Raw genomic sequence first — 18930 nt, 5'->3', positions numbered from 1 at the left:
GGAATCCATGGGTTCGGCAAGCGTGGTTTTGGCTGATCTATCGCAGTTCGACGTCGAGCGCGGCGATAAGCTGGTCGATTTCGGCCGGGGTGGTGTAGTGGACGAAGGACAGCCGCAAGACGCCATGATTGGGATCGATCCCCACCGCCTCCAGCAGGCGCCAGGCGTAGAAATTGCCGCCGCTGGCCATGATGCCATGCTTGGCCAAACGCTGTGCGACGACTGCGCCGGGCTCGGACAGCGCCAGCGAAATTGTGGGCGCGCGCAGATTGGCGTCATCCGGGCCGATCAGGCGGACGCTGTTTTTGCCCTTGAGATAATCCAGTAGCGGCGTCGCCAGGGCGATCTCCTGCGCGCGCATGGCGGCGTGGGCGCGGCGGTAGGGATCGGCACCGGTTACATTGTCACCGGCGATGGCGGCGACGGTTTCGAGGTAGTCCACAATGCCCGAGGAGGCTGCGATCTGGGCGTGATCGGGACCTGCGGGCGTCAGGCGATAACGCGGTTTGCTGTCATTGAAGAAATGGCCCTGATTGGGCAGTTCCATCGCGAGGGACGGGCGCACGGCCATGATGCCCTGATGGGGGCCGTAGACCTTGTAGGCCGAGAAAATGTAGATGTCGGCACCCAGCGCTGCGAGGTCGGGCAGGCCGTGGGGCGCATAGCTGACGCCGTCGATGGCGGTGACGGCACCAACGGATTTGGCGCGGGCGGCAATGTCGGCAATCGGGTTGATTTCGCCTGCGACGTTGGAGCAGTGCGGCGCGGTAATGAGGCGGACCTTGGTGTCGAGCAGGGCGTCGAGGGCGTCGAGGGATAGCCGCCCGGTCTGGCTATCGACGCGCCATTCGCGGACCTCGATGCCCAGCTTGGCGAGTTTGCGCCAGGAGCCGGTATTGGCCTCATGATCCTGATTGGTGACGACGATGGCATCGCCGGGCTTGAGCCATTCGCCGAAGGCCTTGCCCAGCACATAGGTGTTGGCTGACGCAGACGGGCCGAAATGAATCCAGTCGGCTGTGACGTTGAGCGCCTGCGCAATGCGCTCATAACTCAGGTTCATCGCTTCGCCCGCCGCGATGGACGCGGGATAAACGCCGTAGGGCTGCACTTTGGTGGCGCGGTAATAGTGGTCGAGCTTGGCCAGAACCTGCCGCGATGTGTAGGAGCCGCCAGCATTTTCAAAGAAGGCCTGACCTTGCAGGGACGGCTCATCGAAGGCGGGGAATTCGGCGCGAATACGGGCAGGATCCAGCGGCAGCTTGGTCATGGGCGCTCCAAAAGTTTGATCAATTGGTACGGGATGAGCAAACAAAAGCAACCCCGACCGTTGAGGGCCGGGGTTGCGACAGCGTCCACCGGGGGGACGGACTGAAGACGCTGTTGGACTGGCTTCGCTATCGCCGAAGGTGTGACAGCGAAGCCGAGTTTGTTAGCCGTTGGTGGCTGGAGCCGGAGCGGCTGCAGGAGCAGGCGGTGCCGCTGGGGCTTCGCCCGCAGCTGGAGCTGCGCCGGGGCCGCCATGGCGTGGCCCCCCCTTACCCCACTGGCCCTGACCACCAACGCGTTCAGGACGCTGTGGGGAGAGCTGGGTTTTCTGCTCATCGGTCAGGCTATCGAAGAACGCGGTCAGCGATGGCTGAACGGACTTGAGAGCGTCGAGCTGAGCGGTTTGCAGAGCAATGCGGTTGGCAAGCTGCTCGGACACGGTTGGCGGCGTTGGCCGGGTCGCGGTGGCTGCGGCCGATGCGTCGGGACGCTGTGGGCGCAGGGTCTCAACCGCCTTTTCAAACGTGCTGGCAGCAGAGAGCGCGGCGGTCTTGTAGTCATTGAGCAGGGTAGTCTGTGCATCGGTCAGGGTGAGGCGATGGCTGAGCTGCACGATGGCAATCTCGATGCCTTCGCCGCCACGATTGAAATCGAGCAGGCCGCCGAGACCACCGGCACGGCCTGGACCGCTCTGGCCTGGGCCCTTGTTGTCGTGCTGGCGGAAATTGCCCTGCTTACCGCTCTGGGTCTGATGCTGGCCGTGAGGAGCCGCGTTGTCTCGAGCGAAAGCGGGCGCGATCGCGGAAAGGCCAAGAGTGGCAGTCATGAGAGCCACAATCGCCGTGGTGGAAATCGTCTTCATGGGGTCGTCCTTTGCATGGGGGCCGTTGTTCGGCTTGGGCTCAACCTACAGCGGGCAACATATTGTGGACCTTGCGGGCGTATGAAGACTTGGTCAGGTTGGTAAGGCTGAGAGGGCCGCATGATCCACATCACCACTGATCCATTTCCCGACGATGCCGCCATGGCGCGGCTGTGGCAGGCCTCATGGGGCGATGCGGGGCCACTCAGTTTCCAGCCGATCCTGCAGCGCAGTCTTGGCCATGTCGGCGCCTATGACGGGAAGACGCTGATCGGCTTCGTCAATGTGGCGTGGGATGGGGGCATTCATGCCTTCATCCTCGATACCTGCGTGGATAAGGCCTATCAGCGGCGGGGGCTGGCGATCCGGCTTGTGCGGCAAGCGGCCAGCCTGGCCAAAGCGCGCGGGGCGCACTGGCTGCATGTTGATTTCGAGCCGCGGCTGGAGCCGTTTTATCGCAAGTGCGGCTTCAGGCCGACGACGGCGGGGCTGATGCGCCTCGCCTAGTGTGCGCGATCGGTGCGGGCATTGTCCCCGGCGATGTAGCCGCGCAGGTCTTCCGCTTCGCGTTCGGCCTGCTCGATCTTGAACTTGACGACGTCGCCAATCGAGACAATGCCAAGCAGCCGACCGTTTTCGGTGATGGGCATGTGGCGGACGCGGAATTGCGTCATCCGCTCCATGACCTCGCCGATTTCGGTGTCGCGGGCACAGGTCTGCACATCGCGCGTCATGGCGTCGGCGATCGGCAGATCGAGAATGCTTGCGGCACCCTGCCCAAGACGCCGCACAATGTCGCGCTCGGAGAGAATGCCAACGATGGCTCCGGCTGGATCGGTAATGACCAGCGCGCCGATATTGTGGGTGTTGAGGGCGTTGATGGCAGCGGCAAGCGTTGCAGTTTCGGGCATGGTATGGACCAGGCTGCCCTTGGTATGAAGGATAGTGTCGACAAACATCGTTCAGTCCTCCTCACCTCGATTTTGAACCTGTCTGACCCAAAAGAAAAGAGCTGGCCTTTGGGGGCCAGCTCAGTCGGGAGGCTTGGGAGAGAGAAGCTAGTTTTCGAGCTGGCCGGGGGACCAGTAGGCACGGATCTGGCGTGGTGCAGGCGCTTCGACAGGTAAAGCGCCGCGCAGGACAACCCGGGTGACTTCAAACAGGATCGCCAGCATGAGTATGGTCAGGGGCACCATAAACACGGCGATCTGCGTATCGACCTGGTGAGCCAGGGACGCTGCAGTTGCCGGTGTGACGCCAGCAAAGAGTGCCCCGGCTGCGCCGAGAGCCAGTACCATCGTGGAGGCGAGGGCGTAAAGCTTGAGGGATTTACGCTTGGAGGACGAAGATTTTTGCATGGGATCGACGACGTGCCTCGGCTTCACAATGGTTATAATAAACCATGCGAATGCGGTTCGAGTTTGTGTCGAATTTGGTCTGTTGCGTACCATTTAGGGGCGAAACTGAGGCATGGTTAACGCCCGCCGCAGCGCGGATTTGCTCAGTTTTGCGACGGGCGGGCGCTTAAAGTGTTGAGTCTATTCATAGACATGCCGCGCGTTCTGGCGGGCAAGGCGGAACGTGAGCGCCGAGCGAATGCGGCGTAGCGTGCCGGAGATGAAATGGTCGTCATTTTTCGGCGGGACGACTTCTGATGGGATCGGGTCGGGTTCCAGCCAGTGCTGGCGATAGACGTCTTTGAAGAGATAGCTTGCGGGGATCATGGATGTTGAATCGGTTCAATTGGCGAGTGCGATGCGTCGTGAATCGGTTCAATGTATGCCTCATGTGCAGGGCGTCAAGGAAAATTGAACCGGTACAATCGTTGTGTTAGGCTGGTTGGGCAGCAATGGGAGTGGGCGTGGCTAAGGGCAGCGAAGCAAGCGTCAAGCTGAAGGATGTGGCCAAGGCGGCGGGCGTGTCGCAGGGCACGGCGTCAAATGTGTTCAGCCGCCCCGACGTGGTGCGCGAGGAAGTGCGCGAACGCGTGCTGAAAACCGCCAAGGAACTCGGCTATGCCGGGCCGAGCCTGACCGGACGGCTGCTGCGGGCCGGCAAGGTCAATGCTATCGGCGTCGCGACCGTCGAGCCGATGAAGTATTTCTTCGAAGATCCATTCGCACGGGCGCTGATGGCGGGGATTGCCGAAGCCTGCGACGCCAATGGGGCAGGGCTGTCGCTGGTATCGGCAGGGAACCCCGAAAAGCTGGCCTGGAATATCCAGAGCGCGCTGGTCGATGGCTTTGTGCTGCTGTGCGTTGATGGCGGCGAGCGCTTGGTGGAGCTAACACGCGAGCGGCAATTGCCGTTCATGGCACTGTCGCTGGGCACCGATGATGCCTCGATCCCGGCGCTTGTGGTCGACAATATCGGCGGGGCGGCTGCTGCGGCGCGCCATCTGGTGGAGCTTGGGCATCGCCAGATTGCCGTGCTCAGCACGGAATACAGCGAGCGTCACTATGGGCGGGTGACTGCCGCGCAAGCCGATGCCTCGCTCTACAGCACCTCGCATGATCGTATCACCGGCTATTGGCAGGTGCTGGAGGCGGCGGGGATATCGCGCGACGCCATGGCCATATTCGAGACCCGCAACAACGAGGAAAGCGTCGCCGCTTGCCTCGAAGACCTGTTTGCCAATGGGCCGCGCCCGACGGCAATTCTGGCCATGTCGGACCGTATCGCGTTGATCGCGATGGACTGGTTGCAGCGGCGCGGCATCGCTGTGCCGGGCGAGGTGTCCATCGTGGGGTTCGATGGCGTGCCCGAGGCCGCCGCGTCTGTTCCGCCACTAACCACCATCGCCCAGCCGATTGCCGAGCTGGGACGGCGGGCGGTGCTGGCCATCCTCAATGAGGGGCCGCAGGGGCGGGAAATGCTGCCGGTGGAGCTGGTGGTGCGCGGGAGTACCGCTGCGCCGTCATAAGCCTTGCCCGGCGCGCGGCCTCGCTCTATCAAACCTGCGCACTAAAAGGAGGCGGTGATGGGGTTCTTGTCTGAGGCTTTGGGTCGTGTGGCGCCGTCGGCGACAGTGGCGATCAGCCAGAAGGCGCGCCAGATGGCGCAGGAAGGGCGCGATATCATTGCGCTGTCGGCAGGCGAACCCGATTTCAATACCCCAGAAAACGTACGCGACGCCGCCAAGGCCGCGATGGACGCGGGCAAGACGCGTTACACCAATGTCGATGGCATTGCCGAGCTGAAGGAAGCCGTGGCCGCCAAGTTCCGCCGCGACAACGGGCTCGATGTGACGGCCGCTGATTGCTTTGTCTCCTCGGGCGGCAAGCAGATCATTTTCAACGCGCTGATGGCGACGCTAAACCCCGGCGACGAAGTCGTGGTGCCGGTGCCCTATTGGGTGAGCTATCCCGAAATCGTGCGGCTATGCGGCGCCGAGCCGGTGTTTGCGGTGGCTGATGCTTCGACGGGCTTCAAGCTCAGCCCCGATGTTCTGGAAGCGGCGATCACCCCCAAGACCAAGTGGCTGCTGCTTAACACCCCATCCAACCCGACCGGCGCGGCTTATACCGCCGCCGAATTGCGCGGATTGGCCGATGTGCTGCTGCGCCATCCACATGTGCACATCCTCACCGATGATATCTATGAAGTGCTGGTCTATGACGGCGGCACCTTTGCCACCATCGCGCAGGTCGAACCGAAGCTGCAGCCGCGCACGCTGACCATGAATGGCGTCTCCAAGTCGCACGCCATGACCGGCTGGCGCATCGGCTACTGCACGGGCCCACGCCCGCTGCTGGCCGCCATGACCAAGCTGCAGGGGCAGTCGACCACCAATCCAAGCTCGATCTCGCAATGGGCGGCGGTGGAAGCGCTGAACGGCCCGCAGGATTTCCTGGCCGAATGGCGTCAGGTGTTCCAGCAGCGCCGCGACATGGTCGTGGCTGGGCTCAATGCCAATACCGGGCTCGATTGCCTGACGCCCGAAGGCGCGTTCTACGTGTTCCCATCCTGCAAGCGTCTGCTGGGCAAGACCAGCGCCGGTGGCGCCAAGCTCGAGACCGACGAGGACTTCGTCATGGCGCTATTGGAAGAAACCGGCGTGGCGCTGGTGCACGGCACTGCCTTCGGTCTTCCGGGGCATTTCCGCCTGAGCTATGCCGCCAGCAATGCGGAACTGGAAGAAGCGGTGCGGCGGATTCAGGGGTTTTGTGCGGGGATTGTTTGACGGTAGAAGTACTGGGTGCTTCGAAGTGTTGTGACGTCCTTACTTTCTTGTGTAGCATGGAAAATGTTACTTAGGGGGAGTGATGAGCGCATTTGGAAGGTGGAGGGAAATTGGCGTCCCCAAGAAGGGTTGGGACTGTGTTGGTGTCTATGACTCTTGTGAAGATGGCGAAGAACTACATCTGACCTGTGAGATGTGTGACAGTCGCCAGATTCGGTACGTGCATCTTATGCGCCACCCCGGCTACCCTACTGACTTAGCTTGCGGATGCACTTGCGCAGAGCGAATGGCTGAGAGCTACGTAGATGCGCGAAGTAGAGAAGCCGCTCTGAAAAATGCAGCCCGCCGTGCCAAGACCGCTGCGCGGACTGCGAATGCGGATCTACATGTTCTAGGTGGTTGGGCTAAGGGTGGCCATAGGTGGCGCAAGTCAGGTTCATTTGGCCGAGTAACTGTGTTTCCTAGCGGTGATTTTTTCCGTGTGCGGATACACGAGCATGGAGCTGCCCCCCGATTTGGTTCTCGAGATCATGTTACTGCTGAGGCAGCTATGTCAGCAGTAGACCGATACCTCGCAACACCCAAAGCATAGAGCCCCTTTGGCCTACTTGCCCATCCAGCTCATGAAGCCGGTGGTTTCGCCGCCGGCTTCGGCGAACATTTGAGTGAGTTTGTTGGTGGATTGGTAGCTCTCGACGGCGGCCTGGTAGAATTTGTCGGTCCAGCCGGCGGCCTGGCGTTCTTCGGGGCTCAGCGAGGCGAATAGTGAGATGATGTTCTGGCTGAAGGCGCTGGGGTCACTGGATTTGGCAGCGCTGTTGAAGCCGGCGAGCAGGGCAGCGCCGCTCTTGCCGTGAAGCGTCGACTTGGCGGTACGCACTTCTTCAGGGCTGAACTGATTTGTCGTGTCGAGCACGATGGACGATAGGCTGCGGCTGTCGAGCTTGGACATATCGATGAAGGTGCCGACCGTGGTCTGCTTGTTGAAGGTCGGTGCTTTGCCATTGGCGATGGCGTCGGCATAGAGCTTGTCCAGCGTCTTGCGCGTACTGGTGGCCACATCGGTGATGCTGGTTGGTTGGGTGGTCTGTCCCGCTGCGGCCAGCGCCAGATAGAGCGCTACGGGATCATCGCTGGAGGTTTTGGGCAGGGTCTTGGGATCGGCCTGCAACTGCTTGAGGCCCTCGGTGACGGCGGCACGGCCAGCAATCCAGTCAGCGCCGGCTTTTTCCTCGCTGCCCAGGCTATCGAGATATTCGGCGGCAGCCTTGTAGAGGCCCAGGTAGTTGCCGCTGACCTTGGCGACGGCAGCGGGGCCGGCAAGGGCGGCTTCGAAGCGACGCTGCATTTCGAGGTCGGCAGCCTTGAGTTCGTCGGCGCTGAAGGCCTTGTCGGTGGACATGGCGTAGAGTTCGCGGGCGTCAAGACTGCCTAAATTCAGTGCCAGCTTGCCGCCTTCAAGCGGCGAGGTGCGCTCAGCTTCGGTCAGGAGCGTCTTGAGCTTTGCCAGCGCTTCGGTGACGACGGTGGCGAAGTCCTTGACGCTGATCGCGGCTTTGGCGGCGTCTGACAGGGTGACATTGGTTGCGGCGCTATCGGAGCTGCCCGTGGCGGGAGCGGCCGGCGAGTCGCTCGTGTTCCTGGCGGCATAAGCCGTGCTGTGGTTCACATAATTCGTGCTGTAGGCCGTGTTGATACCAACCATGATTGGCTCCTGCGCTGTCAGGCATGACTATGCAAGGGCCATGCCGAGGCGGAGCGCAGTAAAATCAAGGCGTTGCCGCGCGCGCCTGCGGACAGGGCGGCAGAAAATGCCGGGATGGCGGCAGAATTGGCTGGGAAAAGAAAAGACCCTGCCCGAGGGGATGGGCAGGGTCTAAGGGTCATCAGCCGAAGCAGTTGACCTTGGAGGAGCGGCAGCCACGACCTGCCGCAATTTATGGTGGCACTATCTGCCGAAGGCGCCCTCCGCACAAACGCGTAGTTGGAAATGCTGCCATGCAGCAGCTGCGCGCAAAGGATTTGCGTGCGCGGAATCCAGGGCAAAAAAAGAGGCTCCAACCGAAGTTGGAGCCCAATGATAGGGCCGAAGCCAAATCGAAAGTAAGGGCCCAACGCAAGGGAGGAGGAGATGCGTCAGACCGGTTGGACCCAGGTCGAGGGAGGAGGATACGACCTAAATCCAGTGTCGCAAGAAGCGGGTCCGAGGGAGGAGGATACGGAGCGGCTTCACCAGCGACAAAGCCAATATAGGTTTTGACCTTTTGGTCAGCAATGCGGGTAGCGACATGTCAGCTATGCGGTATGCACAGCGACAAGTTGTCAGTTCCGGGGTGGCGCAGGCCTCATAAATCTACCCCTACGATCGCACTAAGGTATTGATATTCAATAAAAAGACCCGGAGCTTTTGCTCCGAGCCTGGAAGAATGCCCGTTTATCCGCGCGGCGACCCATGCAGCCAGCGCGGATGCTGGGTCAGAACACTGCCAGATACTTCAGCAGCGAGATGATGCCGATCACGATCACGACGATCTGTAGAATCTGGCGAATCCGCGCTTCGATCGGCAGGCGTTGCACCAGCCAGAGAATGAGGACCACTACCAGGAAGGTAATGAGAATGCTGATCAGAACAGATGTGCCCACGTCGATCTCTCCAAAATGCGCTTTGTGCGCTTGGGTTTAACGCGGGTTCACGCCGTTTTGTTGCATGGCCGATGATTTTGTCTTGTGGGGCAGGGCACGAAAAAAAGGCCCCATCCGAAGATGGGGCCTGATGACTGGGCCGAAGCCAAATCGAAAGTGGGGCAGAGAGCAAGGGAGGAGGATATGCGCTCTGCCAGTGGACCCGGGATCAAGGGAGGAGGATATGATCCGAAGTCCGGTGTCGCGATACAGCGTCCGAGGGAGGAGGATACGGAGCGCGTCTCAGCGACGGTCTCAATATGAACTCTACTAAGTCGGTCGGCAATAAGGGGTTATACAAGGCTGCCATGCATTTAGTGCAGGGGGCCGGAAAAAATGTGGCCCTGCTCGAGGGGAGAGCAGAGCCACAAAGCTGCAGGAACGAGTTCCCGCAAGGAGGGAACGCAGCAGGCCGCAAGGGAGGAGGGAGAAGGGCCCGCTGTGCTGACGGGGATATATGCCTTGAGCATGTGCCCAACAATCGGGCAGACGACATATTAGCTATGCACGCCCCGCATGCTGCTTGGAATAAGTCAATCGAATCAAGGACAAATGGAATGGTGTCGCAGCAGGGTGCCGCAGAAATATTGAGCGGAGTGGGCAGAGTTTCAGCACTGCCCACTCGCGCAGGGCCTTAGAGCCAGCCGCGTTTCTTGAAGAACAGGTAAGGCAGCACGGCCGAGGCGACCATGGCGCCGAGCGCCAGCGGGTAGCCATAGGGCAGGGCCAGCTCGGGCATGGCCTCGAAGTTCATGCCGTAGATCGATGCGACCAGCGTTGGTGGCAGGAAGACGACGGCGGCCACCGAGAAAATCTTGATGATGGCGTTCTGTTCGAGGTTGATCAGCCCCAGAGTCGCGTCGAGCAGGAAGTTCACCTTGTTGGAGAGGAAGCCGGCGTGATCGCCGAGAGCCTCGGCGTCGCGCTGCAGCACTTTCAGCTCCTGACGCAGCTCGCGGGCGGTCTTGGCGGTCGACATGTCACGGGCCTGATGAAAGGTCGTCAGGCGCTGGATGCTGACTAGGCTTTCCCGCACCAGCGTCAGCATATCGCCCTTGTTGCCGATTTTTTCGATCAGGCCCTCAAGGTTGCGCGCCTTGCGCACGGCGTTCTTGGCGGTCGAGCGGAAGACGCCACGGGAAATGCCGTCGAGCTCGTCGCCGGCCCATTCCAGCACCTGTGCAAGCCGGTCGATCAGCGCCTCGAGCAGGCCAACCATGACAAGCTCGCCCGTGACGTAGGCGCGGCCATTGGGGCGCTGCGCTGCGGCCTGGAAGGTGGCAAACGGGGTGGGCTCGGAATAGCGCAGCGTTACCAGCACCTTGTCGCGCAGGATGAAGGTGACAGGGGCTTTGACGGGGTCATGCTCGTGCATGTGGGACAGGGTGGTCACCGTCATGAACTCGGCGCCGGATTCGGCGTAGAGACGGGCGGATGGCTCAATGTCCTGCATTTCGTCGCGCGTCGGCACAGCGATGCCAAGGCAGCGTTCAACAAGCAGTTCTTCGTCGCGGGTGGGATTGAACAGATCGTACCAGATGGCGTCGGCGTAGCTTTCGGGGGCCGATTGGCCTTCGATGGTCGCGGCGACGAGGTGTTGTCCGTTGTGCGTGAAAATGCGCAGCATGGCGGCTTCCTTACAGGCTAGAGCATCGCTCCGGCCCATCGAGGTTAAGCCGTGCGACGTAACTTTTTGGTTGTAGATCGACTTCGAGAGTCGGGGTTCACGGGTCGGGTCCTATGAGTTGGGTTCGACAAGGTCCGCAATGCGCCTAAGTGGCTGCTGCGTCAAGGCAAGAATCACTGATCGAAAATTGACACCAGAAGCGACTGGAGCGAGCCGCCGTCGCCATAGAGCACGTTGTCCACGCGGCGCAGGGAGCCATAGCCGTAGGGTCCGGGCGCAGAGCCCAGTTCCAGCTTGTCGTCATAGGTGACGTTGGGATCGTCGGGGAAGGCATAGTGGATGGGGACGTAGACGATGCCGTCTTTGGTCTCGATCTCGCCGACCGTGCAGATGGATGCATAGTCGGGGGCGAGCATCCAGGGTACTCCGTCGCCGAGGGGCGGCTTGTCATCGGGGTTAGCGCGGGCGATCGCGTCATTGCGCGCGACGGCATGGGCCACGGCAGTCGCGAGCACCGGCGTCGAGATGGCCAGAGCGAGATCTTCGTCGCCACTCAGATAGGCCATGCAAAACACTTCGCCGAGCTGGGTCGGCGACAGGCCGCGCATCTCTTCGGCTCCGCTGGCGAGAGGCGTCAATACGACCATAGCCAGGGCGAGAACCAGAGATTTCATGGTCGGTCTTTCTGAGGCTAGAAGCTCCACTCGCGGGCTTTGCCGACAAGGAAATCGCGGAACACGCCGACGCGCTTGGAATTCTTGAGCGCAGGCGGATACACGAAATAGGCTTCGTAGGCGGGCAGCTCGATCTCGGGCAGCACCTGCACCAGCGTGTCTTCCTTTTCGGTGACATAGGCGGGCAGCATGGCAATGCCGGTGCCGGCGCGGGCAGCCTGCATCATGCCATAGATGGCGTTGACCTTGAGCGTGGCGCGGCGCGGGCTGGAATCCGGGCGGCCAAGGCGTTCCAGATAGTTGATATCGCCCAGATAGGACGGCACCGGCTCACCAAAGCTGATGATGCGGTGATCATCCAGACCCTCGACAGAGTTGGGCATGCCATGCTCTTCGATGTAGGAATTGGACGCGTAGAAATGGTTGTGCACGGTGAACAGCTTGCGCTGGATCATCTCGGACTGGTTTGGTCGGTGCAGACGGATCGCCACGTCGGCCTCACGCATCGCCAGATCGAGCTCGGCGTCGTTGAGGCGGATTTCCAGCTGGATCAGCGGGTAAAGCTTGAGGAACTCGTCAAGCCGCGAGGACAGCCAGGTCGAGCCGATACCCACGGTGGTGGTGACGATAAGCGGGCCGGTGGGGACGTCCTGACTTTCGGACATCTGGGTTTCGACCTGCTGCAGCTCCCAATGCATGCGATGGGCGGTGCGGAACAGCTGTTCGCCGACTTCGGTGAGCACCAGACCGCGTGCGTGACGGATGAAGAGCTTGAGCCCCAGATCGTCTTCCAGCGCTGAAATCTGACGGCTGACCGCCGACTGGCTCATGCCCAGCTTTTCAGCCGCATGAGTGAAACTGCCCGACTCGGCGGCGGTATGGAAAATCCGGAGCTTGTCCCAGTCGAGCATTTTGAACGCTTTCTAGTTTCCCGTCAGCCGGGGTGCGGAACTTTGCCCGCCATGACGGCAAGGGCAGGGTAGATTGTGGCGCGGCGATGGATTTTTGCAAACATATCCAACAAACCTACTCCGCAGCCTCGGCCATTTCATGTTCGGCAAGGTAACGCTCGGCCTCGAGCGCTGCCATGCAGCCCATGCCGGCCGCCGTAATAGCCTGACGGTACACGTCATCGGTGACGTCGCCAGCGGCAAAAACACCAGGGATGTTGGTTTCGGTGGTGCCGGCCTTCACCTGAAGGTAGCCGCCGGGCTTCATGTCGAGCTTGCCAGCAAAGATCGAGGTTGCCGGTGCGTGACCGATGGCAACGAACACGCCGTCCACGGCCTGATCATAGGTATTGCCATTGTTCAGGTCGCGCAGGGTGACAGAATTGACCGACGGCGGCATGGCCGAGCCGCCGATTTCAGCGATTTCGGTGTTCCAGCGCACTTCGATCTTGGGGTTCTTGAACAGGCGATCCTGCAGGATGCGCTCGGCGCGGAACTCGTCGCGGCGGTGCACAAGAATGACCTTGGAGGCGAAATTGGTGAGGAACAGCGCTTCTTCGACTGCGGTATTGCCGCCGCCGACCACAAGCACTTCCTTGTTGCGATAGAAAAAACCATCGCAGGTGGCGCAGGCCGACACGCCAAAGCCCTGGAACTTCTGCTCGGATGGCAGACCCAGCCACTTGGCCTGTGCGCCCGTCGCAATGATCAGGCTGTCGGCGGTGTAAATGTCGCCGCTGTCGCCGGTGAGCACGAAGGGGCGCTTGTCGAAGTCGACATTGACGATGATGTCGTTGACGATCTTGGTGCCGACATGCTCGGCCTGTGCCTTCATCTGGTCCATCAGCCATGGGCCCTGGATGACGTCAGCGAAGCCGGGATAGTTCTCGACATCGGTGGTGATGGTCAGCTGCCCACCAGGCTGCAGACCCTGAATCATCACAGGTTCCAGCATGGCACGTGCCGCATAGATGGCGGCAGTGTAGCCGGCTGGACCGGAACCAATAATGATGACCTTCGCGTGCATCGCGACGCTCTCCGAAAATACGAGTAACCCCTCGCCCTTAGTTAAGGGGCGAAGGGTCACTCTTTCAAGGCTAACTCGCTGTAGGCGTTACACGCGGCTGTGGAACGAGCCGAAATGTCACACCCCAATTGGGCAAATGCCCAATAGGCGGGCTCTACTTGTACAAAATCTTGACGATCTCATAGCTGCGGGCGCCGCCCGGAGCTGAAACTTCAAACGAATCGCCTTCGCTCTTGCCGATCATGGCGCGGGCGATGGGCGAGGAAATTGAGATGCGGCCAGCCGAAGCGTCGGCTTCTGGATCGCCCACGACCTGATAGGTCTTCTCTTCCTCGGTGTCTTCGTCGAGGTAAGTCACGGTCGCGCCGAACTTGACCGAGGTGCCGGACAGCTTGCTGACATCGATGATGTCGGCAAGCGCCAGGATCGTCTCGAGTTCCTTGATGCGACCTTCGTTGAGGCTCTGCTGTTCCTTGGCTGCCGAGTACTCGGCATTTTCGGACAGGTCCCCATGGGCGCGCGCTTCCGCGATCGCGTCGATGATGCGACGGCGCTCGGTTGCAGTGCGGTGCTCAAATTCGGCGGTCAAGGCCTTATGGCCACCAACCGTCATTGGAATCTTGTCCATTTTCGTCGCCTCCATCGGCACGGCAGATAAAGTAAACTCCCAGCCAAAGTTACGTTCGGCATCAGCGTCACGATAAATTTGTCGGGGAGATCAATGCAAACTGCCCGGACGCCACGTTGTGGTCAAGCCAGTGCAGCAATGAAGATGGGTATGTTCACACTTGCATTCAAGAAATGACGCCTCAGTGCTGAAAGGAATTGCCTGTGCGCCAGTTGCTTAGTTTTACCGTCCCAGCCTTGGCCGCGCTTATTGTCGCTCTGCCAGTTTCTGCCCAGACGATTGAATCCAGTGGCGGAAAACTCACCGCGACAGTGATCACCGAAGGGTTGAGCCACCCATGGTCGCTCGGCTTCCTGCCCGATGGGCGCATGTTGGTGACCGAACGCAGCGGGCAATTGCGCATTGTGGATAAGGGGGTGCTCGGCGCGCCCATTTCCGGTGTTCCGAACGTCTATAATGAAGGGCAGGGTGGCCTGCTCGATATCGCCATTGCGCCAGACTTTGCCACAAGCGGCCAGATTTACCTCACCTTCTCCGAACGTGCAGCAGATGCCGGGCTGCAGCGCGGGCAAGGCACTGCGGTGCTGTCGGCCAAGCTGGTGCTGGATGGAGATAGCGGCCAGCTGGACGATCAGAAAGTGATCTTCCGCATGAACAAGTTCACCACCACCAACCGCCATTTCGGCTCGCGGGTGGTGATCGGCGCGGACGGCAATCTGTTCGTGACGCTGGGCGAGCGTGGCGAGCAGGACAGGGCGCAGGATGTGTCCGATCTGGCCGGGGCCGTGGTGCGGATCACGCCCGATGGTTCAGTGCCCGCTGACAACCCCAAGCTGGAAGGCTGGGCGCCGGAGCTGTGGAGCAAGGGTCACCGCAATCCGCAGGGCGCGGCTGTGCGCCCGGATGGGCAGCTGTTCACGGTCGAACATGGCGCGCGCGGCGGTGATGAGCTCAACAATCCGCAACCGGGCCGCAATTATGGCTGGCCGGTCATCACCTATGGCGTCGATTATTCCGGCGTCAGCATCGGCGAAGGCACAGAGAAAACCGGGATGGAGCAGCCACTGTTCTATTGGGACCCGTCCATCTCCCCATCCGGTCTGGTGTTCTACGAGGCGGACCTCATTCCCGGCTGGAAGGGCGATCTGCTGACCGGGGGCCTTAGCGGACAGGTGCTGGTGCATCTCAAGATGGATGGCGACACGGTGGTGACCGAGGAGCGCCTGTTTCAGGGCGAGCTTGGCCGCGTGCGTGATGTGCGCGTCGGGCCGGACGGCGCGATTTATGTGCTGACCGACGAGGACAATGGGCGGTTGATCCGCGTGGCGCCTGAGGGGGAGTGAGGGCTTTCTCACCTCTCCCTTGGGGGAGAGGTCGGCGCGCAGCGCCGGGTGAGGGGGCCTTTACTGGGTGTGGTGCATGGGATGGCCCCCTCACCCGCCCCGAAGACGGGTCGACCTCTCCCCCAAGGGAGAGGTGAAGTGGCGGCGCCCTTCATCGACCGTCACAAAAGTGCAATCTGGGTGTGAACAGTGGCGGCGCACCTGGAGGCACGTATGTCCAACAAAGAATTGCAGGCTGAACTCGATCGCATTCGCGCGGAAATTGCTGACTCGTTTGATGAAGAGCTGGAACTACAGTTCGAGGACGATCAGCTTGAAATGCTAGCCGATGGGTCGGGGAGACCCGGTGGTGAGACGCTGGATCGGCGGATTTACTTCCGCGAACTGTTCCGCTTGCAGCATGAGCTGGTGCGCCTGCAGGACTGGATTGCGCATAACAAGCTCAAGGTCGCGGTGATTTTTGAAGGCCGCGACTCGGCGGGCAAGGGCGGTGCGATCAAGCGCATCACCCAGCGGCTCAATCCGCGCGTGTGTCGCGTTGTGGCGCTGCCCGCGCCCAATGATCGCGAAAAGACCCAGTGGTATTTCCAGCGCTATGTGCCCCACCTGCCAGCGGCGGGCGAAATGGTGCTGTTTGATCGCTCCTGGTACAATCGCGCCGGGGTCGAGCGCGTGATGGGCTTTTGCACGCCCGATGAGCTGGAAGAATTCTTCCGCTCGGTGCCCGAGTTTGAAAAGATGCTGGTGCGCTCGGGCATCATCCTGATCAAGTTCTGGTTCTCCATCTCCAACGAGGAGCAGGAGTTCCGCTTCAAGATGCGCATCGATGATCCGCTCAAGCAGTGGAAACTGTCGCCGATGGACATGGAATCCCGCCGCCATTGGGAGGATTATACCAAGGCCAAGGAAGACATGCTGCAGCGCACGCATATTCCTGAATCGCCATGGTGGGTGGTGGACGCCGACGACAAGAAGCGTGCACGCCTCAACACCATCGCCCATCTGCTGAGCGCCATCCCCTATGGCGATGTGCCCAAGCCGACGGTCGTGTTGCCCGACCGCATTCGTCACCCGGACTACGCCCGTGGCCCGGTCCCGGCAGAGATGCATGTGAAGTCGGTGTACTGAGGGTTCCACATCACCACGTCATCCCCGCGAAAGCGGGGATCTCCCTTTTTAGGTTAAGGGGGATTCCCGCTTTCGCGGGAATGACGCGGTTCATGTGTGATCTCCCATCAGACCTCATTCTGAGCTGGTCGAAGGGCGAGGTCGTGGCACCGAAATCTCCACTCGCGCGACCTTGTGGTTCGACGGGCTCACCATGAGGTCTTTGGGGCTTGCGTTTTTGCAGGCTTGCCATGGTGGCGTGAGGCGTCAACAATGCTCCCCAAGCAAGGGCGGAGCAGTGCAGTGGGCGATACCAGCCAGATCGTGGGCGGCGGGCCCAAAAAGGTTCTTTATACGCTGGCGACCATCGGCAAGATGGGCGTGGGCAAGGCCGCAAAAGCCCTGACGGCCAAGAATGCCTGCAAGGCCTGTGCCTATGGCATGGGCGGCCAGCGCGGCGGCATGACCAATGAACTCGATGAGTTTCCTTCGGTCTGCAACAAGAGCGTGCAGGCGCAGTCTACTGATATTCAGCCCGCCATTCCCCATGCCATTTTTGAGCATCCGATTGCCGATATGCAGGAGCTAACCGGCAAGGAGATGGAGCATCTCGGGCGCCTGGGCACGCCACTGTTCAAGGCCGCGGGCTCTGACCGATTTGCGCCGGTTGATTGGGACTTTGCCCTTAACCACGCCACCAAAAAGCTGCGCGCGACCGATCCGCAGCGGAGCTTTTTCTATTCGTCCGGGCGTTCGTCCAACGAGGCCGGGTTTATCTTCCAGCTGCTGGCGCGCGCCTATGGCACCAACAACGTCAACAACTGCTCGTATTATTGCCATCAGGCGACGAGCGAGGGGCTGGCGACCACCATCGGCAAGGGCACGGCCAGTGTCGAGCTGGAGGACTTGACCGGCACCGACATGATCTTCGTGATCGGCGCCAACCCGTCGTCCAACCATCCGCGCTTCATTCACATGCTGAAGAACTGCCGCGAGCGGGGCGGGGAGGTCATCGTGATCAATCCGGCCAAGGAGCCGGGGCTGGTCAAGTTTGCCGTGCCGAAATCGCCCAGCTCCATGCTCAAGGGCGGGAGCGAGATTGCTTCGCTCTATGTGCAGCCGCGCATTGGCTCGGACGTGGCGCTGCTCAAGGGCATTGCCAAGGTGGTGCTAGAAATGGGCCAGCAGGATGTTTCGTTCATCGACAAGCACAGTTCGGGCTTTGATGCCTTCCGCGCCGACCTTGAGGCACTGAGCTGGGACGAGATCGTGGGTGCCTGTGGTATCGCGCGGGACGAGATCGAGGAAGTCGCGGTGCGCTACGCCGAGGCCGAGAACGCGGTGTTTGCCTGGGGTATGGGCATGACGCACCACATTCATGGCGTCGAAAATGTCGAGGCCATCGCTAATCTCGCCACCTTGCGCGGCATGGTGGGCAAGCGCTTTGCCGGGCTTTTGCCGCTGCGCGGGCATTCCAATGTGCAGGGCATTGGCACCATCGGGGTCAAGCCGGTGTTGGCCAAGGATGTGCTGGCGAAAATGGAAGCCGAATTCGGGGTCAAATTCCCCGAGGAGAAGGGCTACGACACCATGGCGTGTCTCAAGGCCGCCGAAGCGGGTGAGGTGGATAGCGCCGTGATCATGGGCGGCAATCTCTGGGGGGCGACGCCCGACCGTGCCTTTGCCAGCCGCGCCATGGAGGCCATTGGCTTCAAGCTGTTCCTCACCACCACGCTCAATATGGGGCATGTGAACGGGCTCGGGGATGGCGAGGTGCTCATCCTGCCGGTGACGGCGCGCGACGAGGAATGGGAGCCCACCACCCAGGAATCCATGTTCAACTATGTGCGTCTCAGCGATGGCGGCATTTGCCGGCTGGACTATGTGAAGCCGGAGAGCTGGATTCTTGCGACCCTGGCGGAGGGGCTGCTGCCGCCGGACTATCCCATCGACTTCACGGCCTTCCGGTCGCATTCGAAAATACGCGATGCCATCGCCGCCATCGTGCCCGGCATGGAGGAATTGGCCGATATCGACGTGGCTAAGCGCGAATTCCATATCAAGAGCCGCGTCATGCACACGCCTGAGTTCGGCACGCCCGATGGCAAGGCGCATTTCGTGGTGACGCCCATTCCCGCTTTGCAGCGTGAGCGGCTGACACTGGCGACCATGCGCAGCGAGGGGCAGTTCAACACCATCATTTATGAGGAAAAGGACAGCTATCGCGGCGGCGCGGGGCGCTTTGCGGTGTTCCTCAATGCCAACGATATGACCCGGCTCGGCGTTGCCGAGGGGCAGAACGTCACCGTTGCGTCCGACACCGGCCGCATGTCGGCCATTGCTACCGCGTTCGATCTGCCCGAGGGCAGCGCCATGGCCTATTATCCAGAAGCCAATGTGCTGGTGGGAACAGCGGTCGATCCACGCAGCAAGACGCCCGCGTTTAAATCGGTGCCGATCTGGATCGAACATTAGTTCAAAAAGAATGGCGCGACATAAGTTTGCGTAATATTCATAGATTTATGAGGTCAATATACTGGGCTAAACAGCTATGGGTCCGGCCGTGTCTGACGGTGAT

Annotated in this window: 18 protein-coding genes; 6 read left to right on the top strand and 12 right to left on the bottom strand. The window is 60.9% G+C overall.

Annotated elements, in window-relative coordinates; all coding sequences use genetic code 11:
• Positions 1–37: 37 nt before the first annotated feature.
• The gene (locus WH87_RS16520) at positions 38–1270 is read right to left on the bottom strand and encodes an aminotransferase class V-fold PLP-dependent enzyme (protein ID WP_156458265.1); all 1233 of its coding nucleotides are present in this window, start codon (positions 1268–1270) and stop codon (positions 38–40) included.
• Positions 1271–1432: 162 nt separating this feature from the next.
• Positions 1433–2131 carry a Spy/CpxP family protein refolding chaperone gene (locus tag WH87_RS19140; protein WP_052726623.1) on the bottom strand — a complete coding sequence of 233 codons (699 nt, stop codon included), beginning with the start codon at positions 2129–2131 and terminating at the stop codon, positions 1433–1435.
• A gap of 120 nt (positions 2132–2251) precedes the next feature.
• On the opposite strand from WH87_RS19140, the gene WH87_RS16500 reads away from it, so the two are divergent.
• Positions 2252–2638 carry a GNAT family N-acetyltransferase gene (locus tag WH87_RS16500; protein WP_046140468.1) on the top strand — a complete coding sequence of 129 codons (387 nt, stop codon included), beginning with the start codon at positions 2252–2254 and terminating at the stop codon, positions 2636–2638.
• On the opposite strand, the gene WH87_RS16495 is transcribed toward WH87_RS16500, so the two are convergent.
• The 3 genes from WH87_RS16495 to WH87_RS16485 form a co-directional block, all read right to left on the bottom strand.
• The gene (locus tag WH87_RS16495) at positions 2635–3090 is read right to left on the bottom strand and encodes a CBS domain-containing protein (RefSeq protein ID WP_046140469.1); all 456 of its coding nucleotides are present in this window, start codon (positions 3088–3090) and stop codon (positions 2635–2637) included. The genes WH87_RS16500 and WH87_RS16495 overlap by 4 nt on opposite strands.
• A gap of 99 nt (positions 3091–3189) precedes the next feature.
• A complete protein-coding gene (locus tag WH87_RS16490; protein WP_046140470.1) occupies positions 3190–3489 on the bottom strand; it encodes a hypothetical protein in 300 nt (99 codons plus the stop codon).
• Positions 3490–3669: 180 nt separating this feature from the next.
• The gene (locus tag WH87_RS16485; protein WP_046140471.1) at positions 3670–3855 is read right to left on the bottom strand and encodes a hypothetical protein; all 186 of its coding nucleotides are present in this window, start codon (positions 3853–3855) and stop codon (positions 3670–3672) included.
• Between the two features lie 137 nt (positions 3856–3992).
• Between WH87_RS16485 and WH87_RS16480 the strand changes: the two genes are divergently transcribed.
• Together WH87_RS16480 and WH87_RS16475 are read left to right on the top strand one after the other, a co-directional pair.
• A complete protein-coding gene (locus tag WH87_RS16480) occupies positions 3993–5054 on the top strand; it encodes a LacI family DNA-binding transcriptional regulator (RefSeq protein ID WP_245622457.1) in 1062 nt (353 codons plus the stop codon).
• A gap of 57 nt (positions 5055–5111) precedes the next feature.
• Complete coding sequence (locus tag WH87_RS16475) at positions 5112–6314, top strand: pyridoxal phosphate-dependent aminotransferase (RefSeq protein WP_046140473.1); 1203 nt, start codon at positions 5112–5114, stop codon at positions 6312–6314.
• A 604-nt stretch (positions 6315–6918) separates the two neighbouring features.
• On the opposite strand, the gene WH87_RS16470 is transcribed toward WH87_RS16475, so the two are convergent.
• The 7 genes from WH87_RS16470 to greA all read right to left on the bottom strand — a co-directional run bounded on the left by WH87_RS16470 (position 6919) and on the right by greA (position 13902).
• A complete protein-coding gene (locus tag WH87_RS16470; protein WP_046140474.1) occupies positions 6919–8019 on the bottom strand; it encodes a hypothetical protein in 1101 nt (366 codons plus the stop codon).
• A gap of 770 nt (positions 8020–8789) precedes the next feature.
• The gene (locus WH87_RS19885) at positions 8790–8957 is read right to left on the bottom strand and encodes a Thivi_2564 family membrane protein (RefSeq protein WP_197410834.1); all 168 of its coding nucleotides are present in this window, start codon (positions 8955–8957) and stop codon (positions 8790–8792) included.
• A 673-nt stretch (positions 8958–9630) separates the two neighbouring features.
• Positions 9631–10623 (bottom strand): magnesium transporter CorA family protein, encoded by a 993-nt coding sequence (locus WH87_RS16465; protein ID WP_046140475.1) that lies wholly within the window; start codon positions 10621–10623, stop codon positions 9631–9633.
• A 173-nt stretch (positions 10624–10796) separates the two neighbouring features.
• Positions 10797–11297 (bottom strand): hypothetical protein, encoded by a 501-nt coding sequence (locus tag WH87_RS16460; RefSeq protein WP_046140476.1) that lies wholly within the window; start codon positions 11295–11297, stop codon positions 10797–10799.
• A 17-nt stretch (positions 11298–11314) separates the two neighbouring features.
• Entirely contained in the window at positions 11315–12208 is an 894-nt protein-coding gene (locus WH87_RS16455) for a LysR family transcriptional regulator (protein WP_046140477.1), read from the bottom strand.
• Between the two features lie 115 nt (positions 12209–12323).
• On the bottom strand, positions 12324–13274 hold the full coding sequence (gene trxB, locus WH87_RS16450) for a thioredoxin-disulfide reductase (RefSeq protein ID WP_046140478.1): 951 nt from the start codon (positions 13272–13274) through the stop codon (positions 12324–12326).
• Between the two features lie 154 nt (positions 13275–13428).
• A complete protein-coding gene (gene greA / locus WH87_RS16445) occupies positions 13429–13902 on the bottom strand; it encodes a transcription elongation factor GreA (RefSeq protein ID WP_046140636.1) in 474 nt (157 codons plus the stop codon).
• A gap of 203 nt (positions 13903–14105) precedes the next feature.
• On the opposite strand from greA, the gene WH87_RS16440 reads away from it, so the two are divergent.
• The 3 genes from WH87_RS16440 (at position 14106) to WH87_RS16430 (ending at position 18827) form a co-directional block, all read left to right on the top strand.
• Positions 14106–15245, top strand: coding sequence for a PQQ-dependent sugar dehydrogenase (locus tag WH87_RS16440; RefSeq protein WP_046140637.1), 1140 nt, complete (start codon positions 14106–14108; stop codon positions 15243–15245).
• 213 nt (positions 15246–15458) lie between these two features.
• The gene (ppk2, locus tag WH87_RS16435) at positions 15459–16373 is read left to right on the top strand and encodes a polyphosphate kinase 2 (protein WP_046140479.1); all 915 of its coding nucleotides are present in this window, start codon (positions 15459–15461) and stop codon (positions 16371–16373) included.
• Positions 16374–16625: 252 nt separating this feature from the next.
• Positions 16626–18827: an FdhF/YdeP family oxidoreductase gene (locus WH87_RS16430; protein ID WP_046140480.1), complete on the top strand. Its 2202-nt coding sequence runs from the start codon at positions 16626–16628 to the stop codon at positions 18825–18827.
• Positions 18828–18930: the final 103 nt, after the last annotated feature.

It is taken from the genome of Devosia epidermidihirudinis (genome assembly GCF_000971295.1).
Lineage (GTDB): Bacteria > Pseudomonadota > Alphaproteobacteria > Rhizobiales > Devosiaceae > Devosia > Devosia epidermidihirudinis.
This window is presented reverse-complemented; position numbering and strand designations above follow the sequence as displayed.